Here is a 23,353-nt window from a genome sequence, read left to right as displayed (position 1 = left end):
TCATCCGGCCGGGCTGCTTCAAAATCCTTCTCATTCGTTACGATCGATTCGCCCCATTCCCATTTCATCTCACGGTCGGTCAGCTTCGTTCGTTATTTCCCTTTTGCCGCCATCTGCTTCTCGATGTCCGAGTTGATTTCCTCTTCCGCTTCTCTTAATGCCGAATTCAAATCTTTGCCGTTGAAATAGTCTTCGAATTTTTTCCGCAGGATGACGTTACTGCTCGTATTATATTGCGAATACTGCTTCGGAGCGGCCGGCTTGCTCAGCAAAAACGCTTTCAAATTTTTGTCCTTCAAATAATCGACGTCTTGTCCCAGCTGCTTCTGGAGCTCGGGATCTTTCAAAGAAGTAAGTCGGCCTTGTCCTCGCACGATTTGCCGCTGCACTTCGTAGGAGGTGACGACATCGAGAACTTGCAGCGCCGCCTCTTTATGCTTGCTCGTCTTCGTAATGGCGAACGTTGAAGGAGTGAGAGCCCCGCTCACATTCGGCTGATCCTTGAAGCTGGGGTATTGCGCGACGTCCCAGTTCAGACCCTTGCTCGGATGAAAATATTGCGCCGACGTATATAAAATGTTATTGGTCGGATCCATGGCGAGCGTCTGGTCGACCAAAAACGATTTTTGACCGGTATCGTTCAGCTTGTCCGGTTTGTTGTTCGGCAGCGACCAGATCGTTTTGGCCAGGTCGAACGCCCTTTTCCAGCCGTCGTTGTTGACCGATGCCCGATTGGTTTTGCCGTCCACAGGCAGCAGCGACAGCGACATAGCCAGTCGATCTACCACGTCGGCGCTGAGCCCTTTGTACGTTTTGTCTCCATCGACACGCGAAAGCCGTTTGCCGAGCTCGATCGCATCGTCCCAGGTGATCCCGTCCTTCGGATAAGGGACGCCGAATTTATCGAACAAGTCTTTATTGTAAAATAACGCCATGCCGCCGTTTTCGAAAGGCAGACCGTGCAAAGCCGTTCCTCCCGTTGTAGCGCGAATCGCTTCAAGCGCGGCGGGATCGAAACGGCCCAAATCGAATTGAAGCTGCTTGGCAAGCGGCTCCAAATCGAATAGCAGCCCCTTCTCCCCGTACGTCGGAAGCTCTCCGTTCCAATTGTATATAATGTCCGGCGTATTGCCCTGCGCCATCAAATCCTCCAAATACGAGCCTTTCGCCCGTTTGATAATATCGAGCGTAATGTGGGGGTACTTCTTCTTTAACGGCTCGAGGATAAAGTTTTGCTGGTTGTCTTCCGGTCCGAACGTCATGTCCAGAAACAAAGTCAGCTTAACGGGCGTCGTATCGGCTTGAAAAGCTCCCGACTTCGGATCCGCCGATTTTGAATCCGCTGCTTTTTCGCTGCCTTGCCGCTTCGCATCTCCTCCTCCGCAGCCGGTTAAAGCAACGGAGGCGCACATCAATAACAATGAGGCCTTCAGCTTCCGTTTCATAGGTTCCATAGCTCTGTCCCCTTTACCCTATAGTGATACTGCAAGCTGCTTGAGTGCTTCGTCTCGATGCACGTTCTTTATTAAGGAACGTGGTTCTTCGAAAAACCCGCAGCTTTTCCGGCTATGCAGCTTTATCCGCCGGATGTATACTAAATTTACCACCAGCCGGCTATGGAAGGAATGTTAAAGTTGACCAGATACATGGACTATAGGATCAGCACGAAACCGATCCGGATCGTCGATCTGAAGGTCGACAAAAGCAAACTGAAGCATACGTCGCTTACGATACTCGATGTGGGTCATTTGCCTGGACGTACGTATTACAGAACGGATGCCCGTTTCGTCAACAAGTGGGCGATCGTTTACATTTCCGACGGATCCGGAACGTATCGGGTCGATGACGGGGAGAAGCAGCGGGTCAATAAAAACAGCCTGTTCCTGTTTTATCCGGGCCCTGTTTTTCATTTCGGCCCCGACCCGGGCGGCTACTGGGACGAGTACTACTTCACCGTCGAAGGCCCCCGCATCCGCGATTGGCTCGATACGTGGCTTTTTGAGCCCGGTACCGTGAAAGCGGTCGAAATCGACGACGCCCAAAAAAGTAAAATCGAGCGGATATTCATGCTGATGGACAGCGGCGTTCCCGTCAATGCGGACCGCGCGGCTCTGCTGCTCGAATCGCTGCTGTTCGAATTTATGGCCAACGCGCCGGATGCGGCCAAAGGGGACAACAACGAAGCCGCCATCCAGCTGTTGTACGATATTTCGGAATCGCTGTACCGTCCGTTTGACGCCGCAAAGCTGTGTCAAAACAATCATATTTCGTTATCCACGCTGAAACGGACTGTATCCAAATATACCGGTTATCCGTTAAATGAGTACGTTCACCGGCTCAAAATCGCGGAGGCGAAAAATATATTGCTCAATTCCGGGAAAACGTTGAAGGAAATCGCCGCGTCTCTCGGTTATAAAGACGTTTTTTATTTCTCCCGGTTGTTCAAAAAATATGTCGGCGTATCTCCGAAGCTGTTTCGGACCAATAAATGAAGGCAAGACATATGGATCATTTTCCATGGCCGCGTTTGAACCAATGGAATGGATAGCGCAACTTTGCAATGCCGGACCAAGTACGGTCATTGTTGTCATCCGAAAAGGGGGCGCTTCGGGCCTTGCCTACCTCCCCTGCGCCTTTTCCCCTCGCAGAGCCATACACGTGCTCGTCCCGTAAGCGATCAGAGACCCCGCGCCGTCATATATGTCGCACGTCGACAAACCGATCGTTTTGCCGCGCTTCATCACTTTGCCTTCGGCCCGAATCGTGCCGTTCCAAACCGGCTTCATAAAGTTTACTTTGAGTTCGATCGTCGTAAACGTCTCCCCTTCTTCCAACGTCGTGGCAAACGCAACGCCCATCGCCAGATCCGCCAATGCGCTTGTCATGCCGCCCATTAACGTCCCTTGCGGATTCAAGTATGCTTCATTCACGTCCATCTCGAACGTAATAAATCCGTCCCCGACATCGACGGGAAACGTGCCCAGAAATCGTTCCACGGGCGAAACCTGCGTTCGGGTCTCGACCGCCTGAAGATACCGCGCAAATAAATCGTTCATGTCCTCGATCCATTCCTTTCCGCAATGCCTTTCGCTGCTTGTATAGGCGCGAGACCATCCGCTAGATGGGGATGATCCTGATCCGCGCCATACTCCATAGTATACCATCCCGGCGCCCAGAACGAAGAAGATACCGGCGTATCCGTACGAACTCGTCTCGATGATCCGATAAATAAAAAAAACGCCGGCGTATCGGACATGATTCCGATTTGCCGGCTTGTCATTTTCGCAGTTTCTCAATAATATCTCCGACACAACGTTCGATATCTTTATCGGAGCAATCCAGAATCGTATCGCTATACTTCATGTATAAGGGAACTCTTTCCTCGTAAACGTCTTGTAGATTATTTCCTTTCTTTATGACAATGCCTCTGGTCGTTAAGTTCGTAAGTCTCTTTTTAATTTCTTCGAACGGGACATGTAAAAATACAATGTGTCCGCCCTGCTTGAGGACATGCATAGCCTTTTCCGAATATACGACACTTCCGCCTGTGGCGATCGTGCAATTTTGTAGCTGCAGGCCTGACACGATTTTTTCTTCGATATCCATAAACGCTTCGATACCGTCGTTATCAAGGATCTCCTGCAGCAATCTGCCTTCATGCTGCTGGATCACAATATCGGTATCCACGAAATCCATTCCCAAAGCTTTTGCAAGCAGCACGCCCAAAGTGCTTTTACCGGCTCCGGACATTCCGATCAGAACTATATTCATATGCTTCCTCGCTTTTGATCATACCGTTTCGCTCCCCCTATTTTACCACACGGGCGCCTCGGTTGCGTTCGTTAAAATTGAAGGTTCGGCTGCTATCCCCGCCGCTTCAAACGCGTCGCGTACTGCTTCGGCGTACAGCCGTTATACCGCTGGAACAGCCGATAAAAGTGAGTGATGTTTTCGAGACCGACCATACGAGCCACTTCGTGAATACTGGCCGTTTTCGTCGCGAGATGCCGTTCGGCCATACGAATGCGTCTGAGGTTGACGTACTCGATAAACGACGTACCCATCACCTCCTTGAAATGCTTCGAGAAATAGTTGTAGCTCATATTCAACAGCTTGCACGCCTCCTTCATATCGATTTTGCCGGACAGCTGCCGGTCGACATACTGGAAGACGGGCCGGAGCGCGTATAGAACCGGTCCTTTGCTTACGTCGGCGCGCAACGCATCGTTTCGATAGAGGGTAAGCAAAATTTGTTTCACATGCAGACTGACAGCGATTTCAAATCCGTCCGTCTGCGCTTGCATTTCCTTGAGAATGCGCCGCATGATCTGCCCGACCCGGCGTTTGACGGCGTCCTGTTGGCGGAAGATGACGTTCAGCTCGCTCAAGGGGCGAAGCTGCTCGGAAAAATAGGAGTAGTACGGGGTAATCGCCGGTTCGAAAAAAGGCGGCAGCTTCACGTGCATCACGAGATAAACGGCTTCGTCGCAATCGAATCTTTGGTTGGCGTGCAACTGGTTGGAGCCGATCAGGAGAACGTCGCCCTTGTGCAGCCGATAGCTTTGGGCGTCCGTATAAAAGACGACGGAGCCTTTCTTTACGCAAATGAATTCCAGCTCCTCATGATAGTGCCATCTCAGCAAACCCGGTTCCCAATTGTTTTTCACTTCGATGATTTTGATCGCAAGCAATGTACTTTGGTACCGGATCGGTTCCGCGCGCTCGTTCACATGGATCATCGTCCGCTCCTTCCCGCCGCACGTCCGCATTCGCCGCATCGGATTGCAAAGTAACGGCATGCCGCCCTTAAATATGATGCGATCTATTCAATCTACCACAAGAAAGGGCAAAAGAATACGGGCTGCGTCAGCGGCCTGCCGCTTTTTTCTCGGCGATCTTCAGCTTCGCCTGCTCGCTTGCATTGCGCAAAAACGTGTTAACGTCCTCTTCGCCGTTGATCAGCTTCGTCTGAAGCGTATTCAGCAATCGTGCGACTTCGAGATCGTACGGCCCCATTTCCTGAATCGGCGGCGTATTGAGGAACAACGCTTTGACGTTTTTCCCTTGCAGCGCAGGGTTTTCGCTGCCGAATGCGTCTTTCAGCTTCGGATCTTTCAGCGCAGGCATGCGGCCGACCTTGCTCAGTGCGAGCTGGCTGTCGTTGCTCGTGACGACGTCCATGACGCGAAACACCTGGTCTTTATGTTTGCCGGTCGAGGTCATGATCAGCACAAGCGAATCGAGCGCCATCGACCGACCTTTCGTTTCCGGGAAGTTCGGGTACGAGACCAAGTCCCAATGGAGCGGAATCCCTTTGTTCATCAGCTCTTTGACCTGACCGAACGTATACGTCGTCACCCCCGCATACATGGCCGCATCCCGTTCGACGAAAAAGTTGTTCAGCTTCGTCGCGCGATTTTCGGGCAAATCGTATATCCGTTTGAAGTAGGTCGCCGCTTTTTTCCAATTGTCGCTTTCCAGAGCGGGCAGCGTCGTTTTCGGATCGGTATACGCGACAGCCAGCTGCGAGGCGAACTGGGTGATTTGCGACGGATACATCGCTTTATAGAACGTATCGCCGTCCTTGCGCGAAACCCGCTTCCCGAGCTCGATGACTTCGTCCCACGTCATGTTGTCGACCGGGTAGGCGACACCGAATTTGTCGAATATATCTTTGTTGTAAAACAGCGCGGAGCTGTTATACGAAAACGGAAGCGCAGCCATTTTGTATTTCGGCGCGTAAGATTTGAGGCTGTCGACGGTGACGGGCTCGAATCGTCCCAGATCCATGTTCTGTCCGCGAATGTAGCCGTCCAAATCTTGCACGATGTTCAGGCCGATGAAATCTTCCATATAGCCTTTCGGCGAATAGATCAAATCCGGCGCCGCGCCGCTTGCGATCAAATCTTCCAGCTTGGTGCCCGGGGCATTGCGCACGAGCTTCAAAGTCAGGTGCGGGTATTTCCGGCCGACCGGCTTCACGAAATACGTTTCAAATTCTTCATCCGTCAAATCGCCGCCGTAGTAATAGATCGTAAGGGTGGCGGGTTCGTCGCTTATTTGATTTTGGGCAGCGGCCGGGGGCTTGTCCCCTTTTTCCCCGCCGGTATCCGACCCGGACGAACATGCGGAGAGAGCGATTGCCGGCAAGCACAATCCCATCACCATCGTTTGTTTCCATACCTTCACGGCCATTCCCCCTTGTTTTGTTCGAAACGGATTCCCTTGTTTACAGCCGGACCCACCGTTGCTCGATACGCGAACGATCTGCCGCAAATCCGACGAAGTGACCGTTCACCGAATCGTCCAGCGTCGTCGTGGAAAGGGAAGGCCGCTCTCCCCGGATGACGCGCAGAAAATCGCCCACGAGCCGCATATCGCCGCCGCCGTGCATGTTATCGGTCACATCGACGCTTACTCGCTCCTCCCGGTAACCGTGACGTGCCGATAAGTCGAAATGACGGATCGTGAAGAAGCCTTCTTCCATGATTCCTTCGATTTCGCCCAACGTACCTACGAGATGCAGCCGGCGGCACGATTTGGCGGCATTGCCGTTCAAGCTGAACGTTCCCGTGCACCCGTCCGCAAATTCGACGTTGACCGCCTGATGATCGACGACATCGTTATCGCTCGCCCATACGCAACGCCCGTACGGATTGTCGGTACGAAGCGATTCCCGCTTCAGTTCCTCGGCGGGATTCGCGCCCAAATGTTCGATCCCGTGCCATACGTACGTCCCCCACAAGTTTCGTTCCAGATACATCGTTTTGGCGGAATAGGGGCAGCTATCGACCAACGGACAGTCGACCAGGCATCTCGTGCCCGCCCCTTCGGGTTTTTGCTCCTCGCGGAAAAGCATCCGTCCCCCCATACTCGACACGCGCAGCGGCTTCACTCCGGCTTTCATCCATACCATCAAATCCAGGTCGTGACAGCACTTGGCCATCAGCATCGAAGAACCGCCGCGTTTCTCGCTGTTCCACTTGCCGCGCACATATGCGCTCGCAATGTGGTGGTAGCTTACGTTTTCAGCGAACTGCATGTTGATGACTTCGCCGATGACACCCCGTTGCAATCGTTTGCGAATTTCCGCATAAAACGGCGCATACCGCAATTCGTGGCAGATCATCACCTTGCGCCCCAAACGGTTCGCTGTCTCCTGCAGCTCGCGCACTTCGTTCTCGGATACGCCGATCGGTTTCTCCAGCAGGACGTCGTATCCGGCTTCCAGCAAAGGCAGCGTCGTCGCGACGTGCAAATGATCCATCGTGCCGTTAAAGGCAACATCGGCTATGCGCGGACCGGCAATCAATTGTTCGATCGACGTATAGCCACGCTCCGGCGCGAGATTGTAAGCGTCCATCGCCGCCTTTCGCCGCACGTCGTCCGGTTCCACAACGCCTGCAATGCGCAGCTCATCGGCATGCGAGACCGAGTACGATGCATACAGCATGCTGCGATGTCCGGCACCGACGATGACGGCACGGATCGGCCTTTGTTCCGGGCGCTCGCTGCGGTCCTCCGCTTGTTGCTTGTCGTTTTCATCCGTAAGGTTCATGGATATCGTCCCCCTCCTGTGAAGAGAATACCGCGGATGACAGCTGTTCGGATATGACGGTTTTTACCGCGTTCTTAACCATTTTTACGATGAACGCCGCAAACATAAAAAAAACGTCTATCGACGTCTTTCGAGGATGAGCGAAAACCGTCGGCTTCCGAAACGTAACGGACGCCACGGCGCTTATTTCGCGAAAATCGGCCGTTTCCAAATCGTAACGGACACCACCTGCGCTTATTTGCTTCGAACCGCCGTCCCATGCTCGCCCCCGTCCAACTTCCGACAACGCCGACGCAGGTCATACGAGCCGATATCGCCATGTCCCGTCGCCGGCATAAGGAAGCCCGCTCCGGTTTTGGGAACGTGATGGAAAAGTTCCAGCTAATTTAGGTCGATTCCCGTTTCCGGGCAAACCAACTGGAAAACGTCCCGCTAAATTTGTCCAAACCGCGTTTTTCGCCGATACTACGCCATTTTATCGGTAGCTTTTCCCGGTATTTCGAAACGACGCCACTAGGAGAGCGATTTATCGGGAGGTTTTCCCGTTCGTTCGATTCCAGCGGCCCGGCAGAATTCGGATACGCCGGACTTGGAAACGAATGGCGCTGCTCCGAATACCACGAGATCATCAAAAGGAACCCGAAATGATATCCGTATGTTTATATTAAAAAAGAGCCGCACGGTGCGCGACTCTTGGCGGACTCCATTAATAGATGTCGTCGTCTACTGCAGCTGCGGCATTACGGAACTGTCCCGGACGACAAGCTCGGGCTGCAGGACGATAAGCTTGTCGTTCCGCACGGGATCGCCGGCCAGCATCCGGACCATGAGCTCTGCCGCATGGCTGCCGGTCTGGTAAGTCATAAATTTGACCGAGCTCAGCTTGACCGGCATTCGTTCGCAAAGGCTCGTATTGTCGTATCCGACCAGCTTGACGTCTTTGCCCACCTGCAGACGATGATGCGTCAAAGCCTCGTAAGCGCCCAACGCAATCCCGTCGTTAAAACAAAATATCCCGTCCGGCCGCAAACCGTTCCTTAACATCGCGTCAACACTGTCGTACCCTTGACGCTCTGTCTCGAAGGTAGGCTCGAACATGACATAGTCTTCCCGAACCGGGATTCGGGCTTCGGCCAAAGCGCTCGTATAGCCTTGGTACCGTTCGTACGATGTGGAATACATCGGCCTCGAAATATAAGCGATGCTGCGGCAGCCTTGTTCAATCAAGTGCTTGACGGCGACATACGCCCCGTAAAAATTGTTGGACACCACCTTCGGAGCTTCGATCCCGTCAATTCCGCGATTGCAGAAAACGATCGGCGTATTCAGCTCCTGCAGCTTGTAAAACGGAGCCGGATCGACCGCTCCCGCGATGGCGGGGACGATGATGATGCCGTTGATTCCGGCCTCGAGCAGCTTCTGGATGTAGTTGGATTGTTTGTCCGCCTGATTGTCGGTGTTGCAAACGACGAGACTGATGTCGTGACGATGGGTTACGTCCTCGACCCCCCGCAAAATTCCGGGATACGTATCGTGCATAATATCCGGAATGATCAATCCTACCGAAACCGGCCCGTTTCGTTTCGGACCGTCTCTTTTTTCGGAAACGTAAGTACCGCTTCCGTCGCGGGCGTACAGATAGCCTTCGCCGATCAATTCGGAAATCGCCCGTTCGACGGTCGTCCGGGCCGCCTTGTATGTTTCGGCCAAAACGGTACGCGAGGGCAGCCGGTCATGAGGCTTCATCGACCCGATTTCCTCTATCAGCTTTTCCTTCACCTCGACGTAACGGAAACCATGATCGGCCACAGCGATTCTCCAATCCTTCATTCTGAAATCTGTCATACTCATTTTATTTTAATGCTTGATAGTAAGCAAACTGCGTTTACATTTTCACCTTGGCCAAAACGATTTTCTCGTAAGGCTTCTTCTCCCCGCATTCAAACAAGCATAAGATTGCGCCGGTTCGGGTCAACGCCAGATCGGAATAGGCCGCCGGCCCTTCATGCAGTACCTCGAGCACGTTCCAGGTCTGGCAGCGGTCCGCGCTGAACCTGAGCGTCAGCTTTTCCCTTTTCTCGCTGGCGCAGTTGGAAAACAAGACGATCCCCTCTTCGGTACAGACGACGCTCCCCTGACAGACCGGATCGATCAAATTTCGGTCCAGCTCGGGCGAAGACCAGGAAATCCCCCCGTCGAGGCTCCAGGAAAACGCCCTTCGGTTTTGTCCATGATAGCTTCGCATAGTGAGGTAAAGCGCTTCATCGGGCAGTTCCGCGACCGAGCATTCGTTCGTGTGCTCGCCGACATCCTCTCCGATCCGCCAGCTTTCCCCGTGATCGTCGCTGTAGACGATATGGGAAATATACGGGCCGGATCTGCCCTCCGTCGATTGAAATACCGCATGGTTGCAAGGTACGACCAGCCTGCCGCTTTTAAGCTGGATGCCGTGGCCAGGTCCCGTCGCGTACCAGCTCCAATCGGGATGCTTCACGCTTTTCGAAATATTCTCGAGCGGGGACCAGGTACGGCCATCGTCGTCGCTTTTGACCTTCAGCACTTCCCGATCGGCTTGGCCGGCAAGAATGTCCTTCTCGTGCCCTTCTTCCGCATTTTTGCATACAATCAGCCAAATCGTTCCGGTTTCCCGATCCTGGACGGGACACGGATTTCCGATCGTGTCGGCGCCGTCGTCGGCAATGACCTGCAGCGGGCCCCACGTTTCTCCGCCGTCTTCGCTCCTTCTCAAAACGACATCGATATCCCCGGCGTCCCCCTGCCCGTTTCTGCGCGCTTCGCAAAAGGCCAGAACCGTTCCTTCCCGTGTCACGAGCAAAGCGGGAATGCGGAAAGTATGGTACCCTCCCTGCCCGGATGTGAAAAGCTCCTTTTGCCGAATCACCGCTTCGCACCTTCTTTCGAGTCGACGTCTTTGTTCCGATGCCGAAGCAATAAGGAAGTGGCTTGATAGAAGTCCGCGATCCGCTTCTTCTCCGCCTCGTTCAATTGCTTCAAGGGCAGCCGGACGGCGGAAGATCGAATGACTCCCTGCAAATGAAGCACATATTTTTCGTACGGAATGACCTCGAATCGGAGCATATGGCCGATTACCGCATTCACCTGTCTTTGCAGGCCGCGCGCTTCCTCCCAACGTTTTTCGGACAGCATCGCGAACATGTCGAGGAACGGCTTCGGCATCATATTGAACGTACTGCCGATCGCGCCATCGGCCCCCATAAGCGCTCCGGCGGCATACACCTCGTCATGCCCGTTGAACAGAAGAAAGTCGTCGCCGCATCTCGCGCGGATTTGCTCCATTTCGAACATATTCATCGACGTGAATTTGACTCCCAAACATTGGGGCTCGCGAGCTATCTGCTCATAAAAATCAAGGGTAGGGCTGACGCCCGTCGCACCGGGATAATGATAAATCAGAACCGGTATGCGGACGGCGTTCATGATGGCCCGATAATGGGCGAGAAGCTCCTGTATGTCCGGTTTGTAATAAAAGGGCACAACCGCCGATACCGCGTCCGCACCGATTGTTTCGGCGTGCGCGGCAAGCTCGACGCTCTCCCTCGTGCCGATGCTGCCGGTATGGGCGATGACGGTCGCCCGTTTCGCCGCGGAGCCGATAATCGCCTCCAACACGTCTTTTCGTTCCTGCATGGACAGCAGAAACGCTTCCCCCGTACTGCCCGCGGCATAAAACCCGGCGATTCCTTGCTCGATCTGATGACGAACCAGACGATGCAAGGAATCGAAATCGATATTTCCGTTTTCATGCATAGGGGTCAACAGGGCGGTATAGATCCTTTTAAACGTTTGTTTGTCGATGGTCACGATTGCAGATTCACTCCCTTTCTCACAAATCTGTATTACAGATATATGTAATCCGAAAATCAGTATGACACAGTTACAATAGTAGCACGCGAAACCTCGATTTCAATACCGACATTCATCTGTATTACAGATTTCGATCGCTCACAAGCCCCGAAACGGTTCGTCCGGCTCCGCGCCGCCCGTCCTTCCGGCACCGGCTCGGTCCCATCCGGTCGTACGTGCCGGCTCGGTCGGAATATGTCGCTCCTTCTCCTCGGCCTTCAACACGTCGTACCAGATGACGTGCCGCTGCGATATGGCTTTCCGGTACCGGTCCAGCTCCTCGCTTAAAGAGCGGAATCGCTCCAATGTCGCCCCGGCCGGCCTCGTCTTCTCATAGCCGTATCGGACGACCTCGCGGGTCAGCTCCAGATGGCGGAGTCCGTCGCGCAGAAAAGCGATTCGCGCCCGCACTTCGTCTTCCTCGTTCGCCGCAGCGAGGTCCGCTCGGTCGAGAATCGCGTAAGCCTCTTGCATCACCGGATCCGTGTACAAGTAAGGGAGCGTGTACCACCCGCTGTTCAGCGGGGAGCTTGGAAGACCGTATTGCTTGACCACGGCTTCGAACCGGCCGTTCGGATCGATCGATACGCCGTTGCCGGCGGATACGTTGTAGGCCGTTTCCTCGGAGAAGGTTTCCCAAAACCGGATATAGTCGAGGATCATCGGCCCCGCCTTGCCGAATGCGGAGGCGTATTCGGCGATGACATCGTCCACGGAAAGCTCCGGACGCGCGGATAGCCGGGCGATCAAGTAATAATTGAGCCCCTGCGTCCCCCAGTATCCCATAATGCTGTCGAAGTCGAAGCCGACCATGCCGTTTTGCCGGGCGTACTTGAAATAGTCGCCGGTCGCGTGCAGCATCAAATTCGGAGCGATCGCCCCCGAATGCCACCAGTTCGGCCTCAGAAACAGCTCCGCGCCAGTATCGTACCAGCCCTTCCATTGCTCGTCCGCCCGGAACGTATGAACGAAGCCGATGACTATGCCCTTGCTCAGTTTCAATCCGGCATGAGGCGGCTCTTTGTACGAACTGTATGCATATGTCGAGAGCGTGACCTTGGGATTGATGCCGCGCATTTTCTCGATCAATCTGTTCCAAAACTTTACGTATCGCGCGGTCAAATTGCCTTCGGCTCTCCAGATCGCGTCTATCGGCTGTCCGGCCGGTTCGTCCATCGCAAGACAGCCTGCGCTGACGCAGAAGCCGTTTCCGTCATTGGGGGTGACGTTCCAATTGTCCGGCGCCCCCGCCGCTTGCCATTCGCGGATGATGGCGTCGTCGACCGCTTCATTGCTCAGATCGAGCTTGACCCGGTCGGAACGAACCTGCTGCTGGCCGGCAGGCGGCCGGGCAAAATAATCCGGACGCTCGTTCCCGTATTTGTCGTACCATTCCGTGAATGCGTGGCCGAAGGCAAACCGGCTGCGGCTTCCCATCATATGTACGCCCAACCAGCGCTCGACCTCGGAGCCCGTGTGGGCGGTCCGCAGCCGCCGCTGCTCCGCCTCGGGCCGCCGCGTCACGTCGACTGCGGGCAATTCGACCGAATCGCGCTTCGGCACATACGTACCGAGCTCGCCCGGCCATAAATAGCGTACGCCCATGTACTCGTCGAGGAAGTAGCTCACGGCATAAAGTAGTGCGGCGTTATCCGCCCCCGCCAGAACGAGCCGGTTGCCGATCGCGGCTACCCGGTAAGCTTCCTTCTCGAAGTCGCTTTCCCGTATGCCCAGCTCTTCCGTCAGCGGTCCCGGTCCGATCAGGACAAGCACGTGCTTTTCGGGCAAATGCCGGTTCTCCAGCTGCTCCGCGTCGACGACGGGCAGGTCGACCCCGGTTGCTTTGCGGACCCGGCCGCGCAGCTCGTCGATCGCCTCCTTGCCGATTGCGCCGTTTTGCCTGACGATGACCGCTCTTGCCTCTCCTTTGTATACCAAAAACAGGCCGCTATTGTATTTGGTATACAAGATAGCGCCTCCGATGCAGGACAAAAGGAGCACGCATGCGACGACTGCAATCCGGACGGCTCTTTTCAATCGCTCTCCTCCTCCGTTTTTCGGCAAACCGCATAATATTCATTGTTTATGACAAGACTTGTCACTATTATCGGCTACAATGGGAATCGGACAGGGAAAATGGGACAAAGGAGTTGGATATGGATGACGGTGCAATTGACGGCCTTCCTCATGATGGACGGAAAAGCAAAGCAAGCCATCGAGTTTTACAAAGAAGCATTGGATGCGAGCGTCTTGTTCAGCCAAACGTACGGAGACGCGCCGGAAAATCCCGAATCTCCTTTGCCGGCAAACCGGAGGGATTTGGTAGCGCACGCCGTTTTAAAAATCGGCATGGCAACCGTTATGGTTGCCGATCGGCTGCCCGGCCGGCCACATCGAAGCGGCAACCAGGTTCAGATCTGTATGACGACCGACGAAAAAGAGAAAGCGATTCGGTATTACGAAGCATTGAAACAAGAGGGTCAGGTGGAAATGCCGCTGCAGCAAACTCATTTTAGTCCCGGCGTTGCCATTGTCGCCGACAAGTTCGGTATCGTTTTTCAAATTGTCACGATGACCTCGGAAGAAGCGGCTATTCGAGGACATCAAAAGGATCGTTGACGTTCCGGCGTCTTCTGCGTGCCGGGAGCCCGGAAGTCCAAATATTCCGGGCTTCTATATTATGGCATGGATGCCATTGCAGTTCAAAAAAATGCGGGCCTCTTCAAACCGAATGCATTCGCGTCTACGCCTCGCATACGTTCGCCGTCAGTTCGGCGTACAGCAGGCGGACTTCCATTCGCGTCGATTGATATATTGCTCGCCCCACTCGCCCATTTGATCCAATATCGAGTTCAACGACTTCCCCAACTCGCTCATTTCGTAAACAACTTTCGGCGGCACTTGATTGTATACCGTTCGAATGATGATGCCGTCCTCCTCCAGCTCCCGAAGCTGCTGGGTCAACATTTTCTGGGTAATGTCGGGTATGAGGATGAGCCCGATTGGACATCCGATCGCAAAATGTATTCGCCCGAGGTGGAGTCCGAAATCGAACGAATGAAGCGGCACGATGCTCTCGCCTATATTTTTCCGATATGGTGGTACAGTCTTCCCGCCATGCTGAAAGGATATATCGACCGGGTCTGGAACAACGGTTTTGCGTACGGCTCCAATAAATTGCATCATAAGCGAGTGCTGTGGCTCGGTTTGGCGGCCGCTCCGTAAGAACATTTCGAGAAGAGACAATACGATAAGATGCTCTCCCGGCTGCTGAACGTCGGAATGTCCGGGTACTGCGGAATCTCCGACAGCAAGGTCGAGATCTTGTACGACACTTTGGATTCAAGACCGGAAATTTTCGATAGGCTCCTGACGAAAGCTTATCATCTCGGACTAGATTATGACAACGATATGCAGTCGAAGCAGTTGCTGCGGAACTGATCGGCTTGCGGAACGAAGTCCGAAAATGCTAAAAAATTCAAAAAGGACGCAGGCCGTTTCGCGGCCGCGTCCTTGAAAATCAATAACGAACGAGCAGATGAGGCGTATCGACCGCTTCCCCGGCATGCAGCGAACGCATGCACGCATCGAGAGCGCCGGTCGTAAGCAAGGAGCGTTCGACCGGATGGGGCGGCCGTCCGGTATGCATGAATTTCTCGATTTCCAGCACCAATCTGCCGAAGTGGATATACGGCTTCCCGTCCTGCAGCATGAATTCGCGGCATACCGGAGACTCCTGCTCGTCGGCCTGATACGCGGAAACAAAAGTCGAAACCGCCGGGTTCGCCAGAAGCACAGCCGATTTCAAGCCGTCTCTGTAATGCAGTTCCACGAACACGGGGTCTTTGATTTCATAAGGAAACGCATCGAGGTCGCGAACGTTCATAAATCCGCCGAGCGTGCGGTAAATGCCGCTCCATTCCCCGGACAGCAGCCGCTCTATCGCTTTTTCGTCCTTGAATGCCTGGACCTTCTGAATGCCGGATTCGCCGCGTGCCCGGTTTTCCGCTATCGATTGCATCATTTCCAGCGTATGATAGACGTAGCGTTCGACGGGTCCGTAGCAAAATCCGAACATTTTGCGAAGCGGCGTCCCGTTCGGAAACGGCTTTTCGGCGGGTCTTTGCGGAGCGTAGGGCACCACGGAGCTCGACATGAAAGGAATCCGGTGCTGCTTGATCCGGTCATACATCCATTCGATATCTTCCTTTACGACGGCGAAGCCTTTGTCCGTAAAGACGGGAACGATTCGATCGAACTCCAGCATAACGTCAAGGCATTGTTCGAAAAAAATACGACGAGGGTACAGCGTTTGGCCGATTGCATTGTCGGGGTAATCGCCGTGCTCCCCGATTATGATGATGCCGTCGAGGTTAAATTCGGCTTGACCGGCCAACAGCGCTTCGCGAATCGTGCCATAGATCGGAATGCCGTGTTTCGCGGCTTAAATCGTTCGGCGGAAATTTGTCCACGTAGAAGCTTACGATGTCGATCGTCGAAGCGTACAGCCGCCCGTCCATCCGGAACCCGTCCAGCATCTTCGTAATAATGACGTCCGCGTGACTAATATCCCAGTACTCCGTAATTACGGCCGCGACCCGTTTGTTCACTTCCGCTCACCTCCGAATTTGGACCTGCCACACGCAAGCGCAGTCGATCAAGAGGATCGAATCGTACTATATTATATATAATATAGCATGATTGGGCAATACTTGTTTATCGGCGATGAGCGTTTCGAAACGGATAGCGGCCTATTCCGTCGAACAGGCTCGCTCTCCGTATTTCGTATTCCATTTACTTAGAAGCTTACGGCGACGCTTCGACCAGTCGGATCGGCTTGAAATCGGCCGGGTTCCATACCGAGCCCCCCGCCCACCCGTACAAGCCGAGGCCGAGGCCGGCGCGGTGATAGTTGCGGAACAGGAGCCCCATTATGGTCGTGTCCGTCCCGGGCGTAACGTTCAGCGTGCTGAACGGGATCGCCTGAATGACGTTCCACCGGTCGCTCTTGATCTCGGCGGCGGATTCCCAGACGCCGTTCCAGGCCGCGGATTGCTCCGGTCCCTTGTAATCCAGATTGAGCGCCTTCGGATTCGTCATAAACGCGTAATAGGCGTTGCTTCCGCTCGTGCCGTCGGACAAATACGTTTCCACCGAGTCGTCCTTGCCGCTAAGCCACCATTCGTTCGGCGCCGTATCGCTGGCGATGATCTTCGACACGTCCGGATCGAAGTTCTCGTACCCGACGTACAAGTAATGATCGTCCCACAGCAAGTACGCTTTTGTCAAAACGGGAGGCACTTCCCGCGAAAGCATATCCTTGAAATAGGTGACCGGCGTCTCGACCTTCGTCCACGGGCCTACGCCGAAATCGAGCGAGCTCATGATCTGCTGCTTCGTGTATGTCGTCTTCACGGCGTTCGCGGAGACGTTGACCGAATCGACGGCGATCGCCACCATCCGCTCGAACGTTTCCTTGATCGGGCGAATCCGCTCCCTCGCCCGCGCGTCCGCCAAAGCGTACGCCTCGTCGAGCGCCTGCTGCGCCTGATCCTTAATCCCCGCCACGAGGACGTACTGGCGGACAAGCGTCTCCCCGCTCGTCGCCCAGCTTTGCTGCGCCCGGTCGTAATTCCAGCCCTGCTCGATCAAGTCGTAATACCGTCGCATCGGCTCGGCCGCTTCCCCGTACGCTTTCGCGATAAATTCCGCTTTCAGCGCCTCGACGTCTTCGTCCGGATTCCAGAACAGCTTGTTGAACAGCCAATATTGGAGCGCGTTCACGCCCCACGCCTCGTTGCCCGCATCTACGGTTCCTTCGGGCAGTACGCCGAGAATGCCGAGATCGCGGTAATAGCGCATATCCGCCTGTACCTTTTCCGCGATCGGCCGTTCGTACGCGTTCGAAGGGAAGCTTCCGTAATAATTGTAAACGATGATGTTTTTCGTCTTTTGCGCCCACGCCTTCAGCTTCTCGTTGTACGCGAAGTTCGGGTTGGTTGCGTCCGTCGTGGCGATCGGTTCCCTCGCGTCCTCGTACAGCGGCGCATAAACGATCACGATATTGTCCTCGAGCTCCACCTTCGGCGGCGTATCCGTAAACGTATAAGCGTAAGCGGCCACTTTGACGTCCGGGTAAGCCGCCTTCACTTCCCGCGCCACCTTGTTCAGGAAGGCGAAAAACACGGTCGACCGATAAGCCGGATCGTCCGGCTGCACGACGACGCCGTCCTCCGTAACGAACGGCTTCTCGCTGAGCTCGCCCTGGTTGAAGTTGGAATTGTCGTTGATGCCGATCCCGATATAGTCGACGCCCGTCCGGGCGATCAAATCTTTCGCTTTCCGGGCGATGACGCCGGGGACGTCGGGGTGATAAAAATTGATTTGCGTCGAATCCGAGAGCGGCACGTATTGGCCGTCCTTCATATTGTAATAGTCCGGGTGCGTGGCGAAATATTCGTCGTTCGGCAGCCAGAAGGCGAGATTGTGGCCGAGCATGACCGGGGTCAGCCCCGTCTCCGCGAATCGGCTCCAAAGCAGCCGGTTTCCGGCCTCCGCCATTTTCGCGTTGTTTTTGTTGCGGGCCATCATCACTTCGGTAGCGTAATCGCTGTGGCCGTCGCCGTTTGCTCCGCTGCCGGTCGTCATCCAGCCGCGCACCTTCAGGGGCGATTTTTCCGCATAAATCGTCTTCGACAGCGCAATCGTAGTCTGCGGCTCGTATAACGTCCCCGCTTCCTTGGCGCGCGTCCACAAAACGCCGGCGTTTTCCTCGAGGAAGTCGTAGACGCCGTTCAGAACGCCCCTCGGCTCGTCTCCCGCGATATAGATTCGGCTTCCGGAACGATGGATCGCGAATCCGTCCGAACCTTTCAAATATCCCGCATATTCGGCGTATACGTCCGAAGCGACGGACAGCCGGTCCATCATCGTCAGGACGATTCGCAGACGGCCGTCGGCCGGACCGGTCGGTACGACGGGCGGAGGACCGGACGGACTTTCGGCTCCCGTTTCCGCCTCTACGAGCGAAACGTCGTCGATCAAGAGCGATTGCGAATTGTCGATATGGGAGAACACGAGCCAATTGAATTCGTAAGTCGTGTCCGCTCTTTGCACGTACGTCATTTCATAGCGCTTCCACTCCGTCGTCACGTTGATCGACTGCGCATACGTCGCTTTCGTCGTGCTCGGAGCGACCATTTCCCGGATTTGCATTTGCGCCGTTCCGGCCTTGGAGCCTTTCATCCAGGCGGACAGCTTGTACGTTTTTCCCGGCTGCAGCACGATCGATTGGGTCGTGCGCACGTTTCCCCTTTTCAATTGCAGCGCGCCGATTCCGCTGTGCGCGTCCGCGCTCGGCGCGCTCGTCGCGGAATACCAGCCGTCCTTGATGGAAAGCTCGAAGCCGGGATTGATCAGCATGTTCCGGTCCAAATCGATCGCAAGCGCAACGGGATCGACGGGAATGCCGTTCACGGAAGGCTGAAGCAGCACGTCGTAGACGCCGTCCGGAGTCGAGGACGGCACATACACCGAGCCGGTTACGCTCCCCGCCTGCTTGGGCCCGAGCGTGAAGCCCGGGTTCAGCGCGACGTCGAACGGGCTGCCGGGAACGGCCGCGACGTAGACGTTTTTGGCGACGCCGGCGTTATTGACGAAGTCGACGGAGAACGGGTAGCTGCCGCTTTTGCGCAGCTCGAGCCCGCTTTGCCGCAAATATACGCTGGTCGATTCGGCTTCGGAATCGCCGCGGTAGATCGGCAGCTCCGCTCCGCTGACCGCCTTCAGCGTCTTTTGCAGCTCCTCCGCGGCGTACAGCTCCATGTCGGATGCGTCCGGCGAAATCAAAATATCTGCGCGAGGGGTGCCGTTCTCGACGAGCAGCCCGTCGGTTTTCGGACCTTTTCCGGGTTTGTCCGGCTTACCGGGCTTGTCCGGTTTTTCAGGTTTGCCGGGTTTATCGGTCTTCTTGCCGGCCGTATCGGCTGCCGTGACACCGCTTACATTTTTCGGCGCTCGTTCCTCGCCGCGAGCAGGCTGCCCGACAGGCATGGCGATGGCGGCTGCCAGCAGGGAGACGGCAATCGCCCGCGGCCAAAATCGTCCCTTTTTCATGTACGATCATCCTCCGTTCCGTAAATGATATTCCTAGCGTGTCGGCTTTTCTGTCTCCGGGTATCGAAGCGGTCTGTCACTCGATTTCGGGATTTGCAGCCCTCCCTTCTTAATTTACACGAGTAAAAATCGGAATAACAACTTTACTATAAACAACCCGAAGGCCATTTGACAATCGTTTTTTCGCAGTCGGGGCAAAAAAATGTACTGGAGTAAACGTCGCAAGCGTCCGCCGCTTGACATCGCCGTCCCCCCTCGATATCGTGAAAGTACCCGAACGATAAGGAGAATGCGGAAATGGTAACGAGAGACGATGTGGCCAGACGCGCGGGCGTATCCGTCGCCGTCGTGTCTTACGTCATTAACAATAAAGCCGTCGTGAAGGAGGCGACCCGTCAAAAGGTGCTGGAGGCGATCCGGGAGCTCGGGTACAACCCGAACTTGACGGCCCGCAGCCTGAAGACGAAACGAACGAATCAAATCGGCGTCCTGTTCAACAACATCGGCAATTCGTTCGAAACGGGGATCGCTCTCGGACTGGAGCTGAAGGCGCGTCAATACGGGCAATCCCTGATTTTCCAAACGTACGCTCCCGAAGAAGAGGACCATCTCAAAACGATCTTCATGGGGCGAACGGATGCGATCATCGCGTTCGGTCAAAGCCTGAAGCCGGAAACGGTCGAGCATTTCGCCAAGGTGGGCGTTCCCCTCTTCTCGATCATGACCCCGGAGGAGCGGCACGATACGGTGCCGTTCGCCGATATCGACTGGCTGGCGGCCTATCGCGAGCTGGTCGGGCATCTCGCCGGTCACGGCCATAAGCGGATCGGCTTCATGGGCAACCGGGAGCGCGAAAAGCATCTCGACGTCCGCTACCGTTTTTTTCGCATGGCGTTGGACGCGCGCGGACTCGAATTTCGCGACGAATGGCTGCTGCGCGGCAACTTCGGCTCGCTGGAGTCGGCCTACGATGCGATGTCCGGCCGGTTGGCCGAAGGGGACGAGCTGCCGTTCACCGCGATCGTCTGCGCGAGCGACCTGATGGCGATCGGCGTACTGTCCGCCTGCAGAGATCGGGGCGTATCCGTCCCGGATCGGCTTTCGATCGCTTCCAGCGAAGACATTTTGATGGCAAGCCATACGACTCCCCCCGTGACGACGATCCATTATCCCCGGAGGGAGATCGGGTATGCGACGATCGACGCGATCTTGGCGCATTTGAGCGAAGGCGTACCGTTAACGGGCTTCACGGAGAAATACGAGATCGTCGTTCGGCAATCGACCGGCCGGGCTCGTCCGTGAAGCGGTTCGTTTTGGCGGCTAAGGCCGGAAATTAGACCGATCGCTTCCGGCAGCGAAAAAATAAAGCTTGAAATGTTCGTTTACGCGAGTAAAATAGGAATGGAAAGCGGACCGGGATGGAGGGCGTCACCTCCCTCCCATCTTTTCGGCCCGAAACTTACTCGAGTAATTAACCAGGAGGTACAACCTATGAACGACATGAAGCTGGACATTCCGGCGCTCGTCCGGCAATTCGAGGAAGAAGGCTATTTGCTGCTTCGGGGGGCGCTCTCCGATGCCAAGGTGGCCGAGCTTAACGCCGCCATCGATCGCATTATCGCCGAGGAACCCGAGTCTTTGGCGTACAACGTTTACAACAGCGTGGAGCGCGATCCGTCCATCTTGTCGCTGATCGACCATCCGTCGCTGCTTCCGCTGATCGTCAATCTGATGGGCTATAACATCCAGCTGCACATTTCCCATCTCACCGTCCGCAAGCCGAATCCGGACGACGTCAAAACCGCGACGAACAGCTTCATCAACTGGCATCAGGACGGACCGCATCCGCAATTTCCGAAGGTCGGCGGACTCACGGCCCAATATTACGTGAAAATTTGCTACATTTTGAGCGACATGTCGGAGCCGAACCGCGGCAATACGAAAATCATTCCGGGCAGCCACCGGATTCCCGATTTCCATCCGGTGCAGACGGACGTAAACGTGCCGCTGGATGGCGAAATGCAAATATGCGGCAAGCCCGGCGACGTATTCATTTTCCCGCAAAATTTGTGGCATGCCGGCTCGCACAACCGCTCCGGCTTCACGCGCCGCCAGCTGTTCATCGGCTACAGTCCGATCTGGATCCGGCCGATCGACTATCACCGGGCTTCTCCCGCCCTGCTTGAAGGCGCCGATCCGATCCGGCGCCAGCTGCTCGGCGACATTAGCCCGAATTTCTTCAAATATTATGTGCCCGAAGAGTCGATGGTTCCGCTGAAACGGTTTTGGCTCGGCGGAAGAGCCGCCCAAACCGCGTATGCGCATTGACGGCCGAACTTGTCCGAAAGGGCGACCGAAAGAGCCCTGCCCCCCGTCGTTCGAAACCGACAAGGAACAGGGCTCTTTGCGGCCGCAACGGTCTGACGCGTCCGGCATCGTACAAAGATTATCTGGACTTCAGCTCTTGAATGGCCTTGTCGGCGGCCTCCTGCGCTTCCCGCAGGGCGGTGTTGATATCGGATTTGGCACTGCCGACATTTTGGATCATGGGCACGTACGGCTTGATCGCCGCCGAATGGTATTCCCCTTTTATGACAGGCTGCGGAGTCAATTTGTTATGGAACACCGCCTTCATATTCAATTTGTCGACTCCGGGCAGGTCGGCCCCGAACTGGTCCTTGGCCGCCTGCAGCTTGATGGCCGGCGGAAAGCCGATACGGCTGTTGGCGATCTCGACTTCGTCGGAGGCGAGGAATTTTAAAATTTCCCAGCCTTCGTCCTTATATTTCGTTTTCGGATTCATCATCAGGATGGAAGCCGCCGGCGAAACGCCTTGGCTTTTGGCGTCGTCGAATACGGGGAGCGCCGCAATGTTGAAGTTCAATCCGGCCGCGCCCAGAAACGGTTGGAAATAAGCGGACCACGGCAGCATGGCGACTACTTTTTGCTGCATGAAGCCGGCGCGGTCCTCGGCGATTTTGTCCGGACGATTGCCCGGAATCGAATACAGGTCGCTCACAAACTGCATGATCCGGTTCCATCTCGGATCGCTCAAATAAGTTGCCTTTCCGGTTTTCGGATCGAAAGGTGACAACGCATACTGCTGATAAAAGTGGCGAACCAGCCCGATATCGAGCCCGCGATACTGCACGCCGTTGTCGCTCCGCGTCACTTTTTTCGCCAGCTCGATCGTTTCGCTCCATGTCATGCCGTCCTTCGGGTAGGCTACGCCGAATTTATTAAACAAGTCGACGTTATAAAACAAGACGGCCGATCCGACTTGCCAGGGCAAAGCATAGATTTCTCCTTTGTCCGCTTGATCCCTGACCATTTGCAGCGCGGCGTCGTCGAAGCGCGATAAATCGTAGCCGTCGCGTTTGATGAACTCCGACAAGTCCATCGCCAGCCCCAATTCCTTCATATCGGCGATGCTTTCCTGAAACCCGATCCAGAACAGATCGATCTGTTCGCCGGCTGCGAGCAGCTTTTCCATATTCGATCGCGTAAAACCATTACCTACCGTTTTAATCGTTACGTTCGGGTATTTTGCCTTGATGCGCGCGCCGATTTCCTGTTCGAATATTTCGTTGGACGCATTATTGAAAAACGTCAGACTGATCGGCTTGGACATATCGACAACCGGCGCCTTCGAAGTTCCGGCCGGCGCCGTTCCTCCCGGCGACGGTAAGTTGCCGCCGGAGCCGCAAGCGCCCACAGCCGCGGCCGTCGCAAGCAGCGAGGCGCATTTTGCAAATCGTATCCATGTCGTCTTCATTTGTATACCCCCCATTTATT

Annotated in this window: 19 protein-coding genes and 1 pseudogene; 5 read left to right on the top strand and 15 right to left on the bottom strand. The window is 55.2% G+C overall.

The features are described 5' to 3' along the window. Positions 1-92 precede the first annotated feature (92 nt). The gene (locus PV407_RS02855; protein WP_332088354.1) at positions 93-1,454 is read right to left on the bottom strand and encodes an ABC transporter substrate-binding protein; all 1,362 of its coding nucleotides are present in this window, start codon (positions 1,452-1,454) and stop codon (positions 93-95) included. A gap of 180 nt (positions 1,455-1,634) precedes the next feature. On the opposite strand from PV407_RS02855, the gene PV407_RS02850 reads away from it, so the two are divergent. Continuing rightward, positions 1,635-2,492, top strand: coding sequence for an AraC family transcriptional regulator (locus tag PV407_RS02850; protein WP_332088353.1), 858 nt, complete (start codon positions 1,635-1,637; stop codon positions 2,490-2,492). Positions 2,493-2,618: 126 nt separating this feature from the next. On the opposite strand, the gene PV407_RS02845 is transcribed toward PV407_RS02850, so the two are convergent. From PV407_RS02845 to PV407_RS02805, 9 genes are all read right to left on the bottom strand, one after another. Beyond that, the gene (locus PV407_RS02845) at positions 2,619-3,056 is read right to left on the bottom strand and encodes a PaaI family thioesterase (protein WP_332088352.1); all 438 of its coding nucleotides are present in this window, start codon (positions 3,054-3,056) and stop codon (positions 2,619-2,621) included. A gap of 220 nt (positions 3,057-3,276) precedes the next feature. Beyond that, positions 3,277-3,771 carry a shikimate kinase gene (locus PV407_RS02840; protein WP_332088351.1) on the bottom strand — a complete coding sequence of 165 codons (495 nt, stop codon included), beginning with the start codon at positions 3,769-3,771 and terminating at the stop codon, positions 3,277-3,279. Between the two features lie 92 nt (positions 3,772-3,863). Beyond that, complete coding sequence (locus tag PV407_RS02835; protein WP_332088350.1) at positions 3,864-4,739, bottom strand: AraC family transcriptional regulator; 876 nt, start codon at positions 4,737-4,739, stop codon at positions 3,864-3,866. A 127-nt stretch (positions 4,740-4,866) separates the two neighbouring features. Next, positions 4,867-6,189, bottom strand: a complete 1,323-nt coding sequence (locus tag PV407_RS02830) for an ABC transporter substrate-binding protein (RefSeq protein WP_332088349.1) — start codon at positions 6,187-6,189, stop codon at positions 4,867-4,869. Between the two features lie 40 nt (positions 6,190-6,229). Next, entirely contained in the window at positions 6,230-7,558 is a 1,329-nt protein-coding gene (locus PV407_RS02825) for a Gfo/Idh/MocA family protein (RefSeq protein ID WP_332088348.1), read from the bottom strand. A 723-nt stretch (positions 7,559-8,281) separates the two neighbouring features. Then, the gene (locus PV407_RS02820; protein ID WP_332088347.1) at positions 8,282-9,367 is read right to left on the bottom strand and encodes a GntR family transcriptional regulator; all 1,086 of its coding nucleotides are present in this window, start codon (positions 9,365-9,367) and stop codon (positions 8,282-8,284) included. A gap of 76 nt (positions 9,368-9,443) precedes the next feature. After that, positions 9,444-10,460 carry a sialidase family protein gene (locus PV407_RS02815; RefSeq protein WP_332088346.1) on the bottom strand — a complete coding sequence of 339 codons (1,017 nt, stop codon included), beginning with the start codon at positions 10,458-10,460 and terminating at the stop codon, positions 9,444-9,446. Next, the gene (gene dapA, locus PV407_RS02810) at positions 10,457-11,401 is read right to left on the bottom strand and encodes a 4-hydroxy-tetrahydrodipicolinate synthase (RefSeq protein ID WP_332088345.1); all 945 of its coding nucleotides are present in this window, start codon (positions 11,399-11,401) and stop codon (positions 10,457-10,459) included. The genes PV407_RS02815 and dapA overlap by 4 nt, the downstream gene beginning before the upstream one ends. 141 nt (positions 11,402-11,542) lie before the next feature. Beyond that, positions 11,543-13,411, bottom strand: a complete 1,869-nt coding sequence (locus tag PV407_RS02805) for a DUF4838 domain-containing protein (RefSeq protein WP_332088344.1) — start codon at positions 13,409-13,411, stop codon at positions 11,543-11,545. Positions 13,412-13,603: 192 nt separating this feature from the next. Between PV407_RS02805 and PV407_RS02800 the strand changes: the two genes are divergently transcribed. Continuing rightward, the gene (locus PV407_RS02800; RefSeq protein WP_332088343.1) at positions 13,604-14,062 is read left to right on the top strand and encodes a VOC family protein; all 459 of its coding nucleotides are present in this window, start codon (positions 13,604-13,606) and stop codon (positions 14,060-14,062) included. A 147-nt stretch (positions 14,063-14,209) separates the two neighbouring features. Here PV407_RS02800 and PV407_RS02795 read toward each other — a convergent pair whose 3' ends face one another. Then, on the bottom strand, positions 14,210-14,470 hold the full coding sequence (locus PV407_RS02795) for a winged helix-turn-helix transcriptional regulator (RefSeq protein ID WP_332088475.1): 261 nt from the start codon (positions 14,468-14,470) through the stop codon (positions 14,210-14,212). On the opposite strand from PV407_RS02795, the pseudogene PV407_RS02790 reads away from it, so the two are divergent. Further along, positions 14,435-14,884 (top strand): annotated as a pseudogene (locus PV407_RS02790) (NAD(P)H oxidoreductase); the annotation flags it as partial. The gene PV407_RS02795 and the pseudogene PV407_RS02790 overlap by 36 nt on opposite strands. A 79-nt stretch (positions 14,885-14,963) precedes the next feature. Here PV407_RS02790 and PV407_RS02785 read toward each other — a convergent pair. The 3 genes from PV407_RS02785 to PV407_RS02775 form a co-directional block, all read right to left on the bottom strand. Then, positions 14,964-15,710 carry a hypothetical protein gene (locus tag PV407_RS02785; protein ID WP_332088342.1) on the bottom strand — a complete coding sequence of 249 codons (747 nt, stop codon included), beginning with the start codon at positions 15,708-15,710 and terminating at the stop codon, positions 14,964-14,966. A gap of 106 nt (positions 15,711-15,816) precedes the next feature. After that, positions 15,817-16,053 (bottom strand): hypothetical protein, encoded by a 237-nt coding sequence (locus PV407_RS02780; RefSeq protein ID WP_332088341.1) that lies wholly within the window; start codon positions 16,051-16,053, stop codon positions 15,817-15,819. A 196-nt stretch (positions 16,054-16,249) separates the two neighbouring features. Beyond that, positions 16,250-19,558: a DUF4838 domain-containing protein gene (locus PV407_RS02775; protein ID WP_332088340.1), complete on the bottom strand. Its 3,309-nt coding sequence runs from the start codon at positions 19,556-19,558 to the stop codon at positions 16,250-16,252. Positions 19,559-19,855: 297 nt separating this feature from the next. Between PV407_RS02775 and PV407_RS02770 the strand changes: the two genes are divergently transcribed. Together PV407_RS02770 and PV407_RS02765 are read left to right on the top strand one after the other, a co-directional pair. Next, positions 19,856-20,860 (top strand): LacI family DNA-binding transcriptional regulator, encoded by a 1,005-nt coding sequence (locus PV407_RS02770; protein ID WP_332088339.1) that lies wholly within the window; start codon positions 19,856-19,858, stop codon positions 20,858-20,860. Positions 20,861-21,049: 189 nt separating this feature from the next. Continuing rightward, a complete protein-coding gene (locus tag PV407_RS02765; RefSeq protein WP_332088338.1) occupies positions 21,050-21,886 on the top strand; it encodes a phytanoyl-CoA dioxygenase family protein in 837 nt (278 codons plus the stop codon). Positions 21,887-22,004: 118 nt separating this feature from the next. Here the strand turns inward: PV407_RS02765 and PV407_RS02760 are convergent, their stop codons facing one another. After that, the gene (locus tag PV407_RS02760) at positions 22,005-23,333 is read right to left on the bottom strand and encodes an ABC transporter substrate-binding protein (protein WP_332088337.1); all 1,329 of its coding nucleotides are present in this window, start codon (positions 23,331-23,333) and stop codon (positions 22,005-22,007) included. Positions 23,334-23,353: the final 20 nt, after the last annotated feature.

This window comes from Paenibacillus sp. GYB003, assembly GCF_036577625.1.
In the GTDB taxonomy this organism is placed as follows: domain Bacteria; phylum Bacillota; class Bacilli; order Paenibacillales; family NBRC-103111; genus Paenibacillus_AB.
This window is presented reverse-complemented; position numbering and strand designations above follow the sequence as displayed.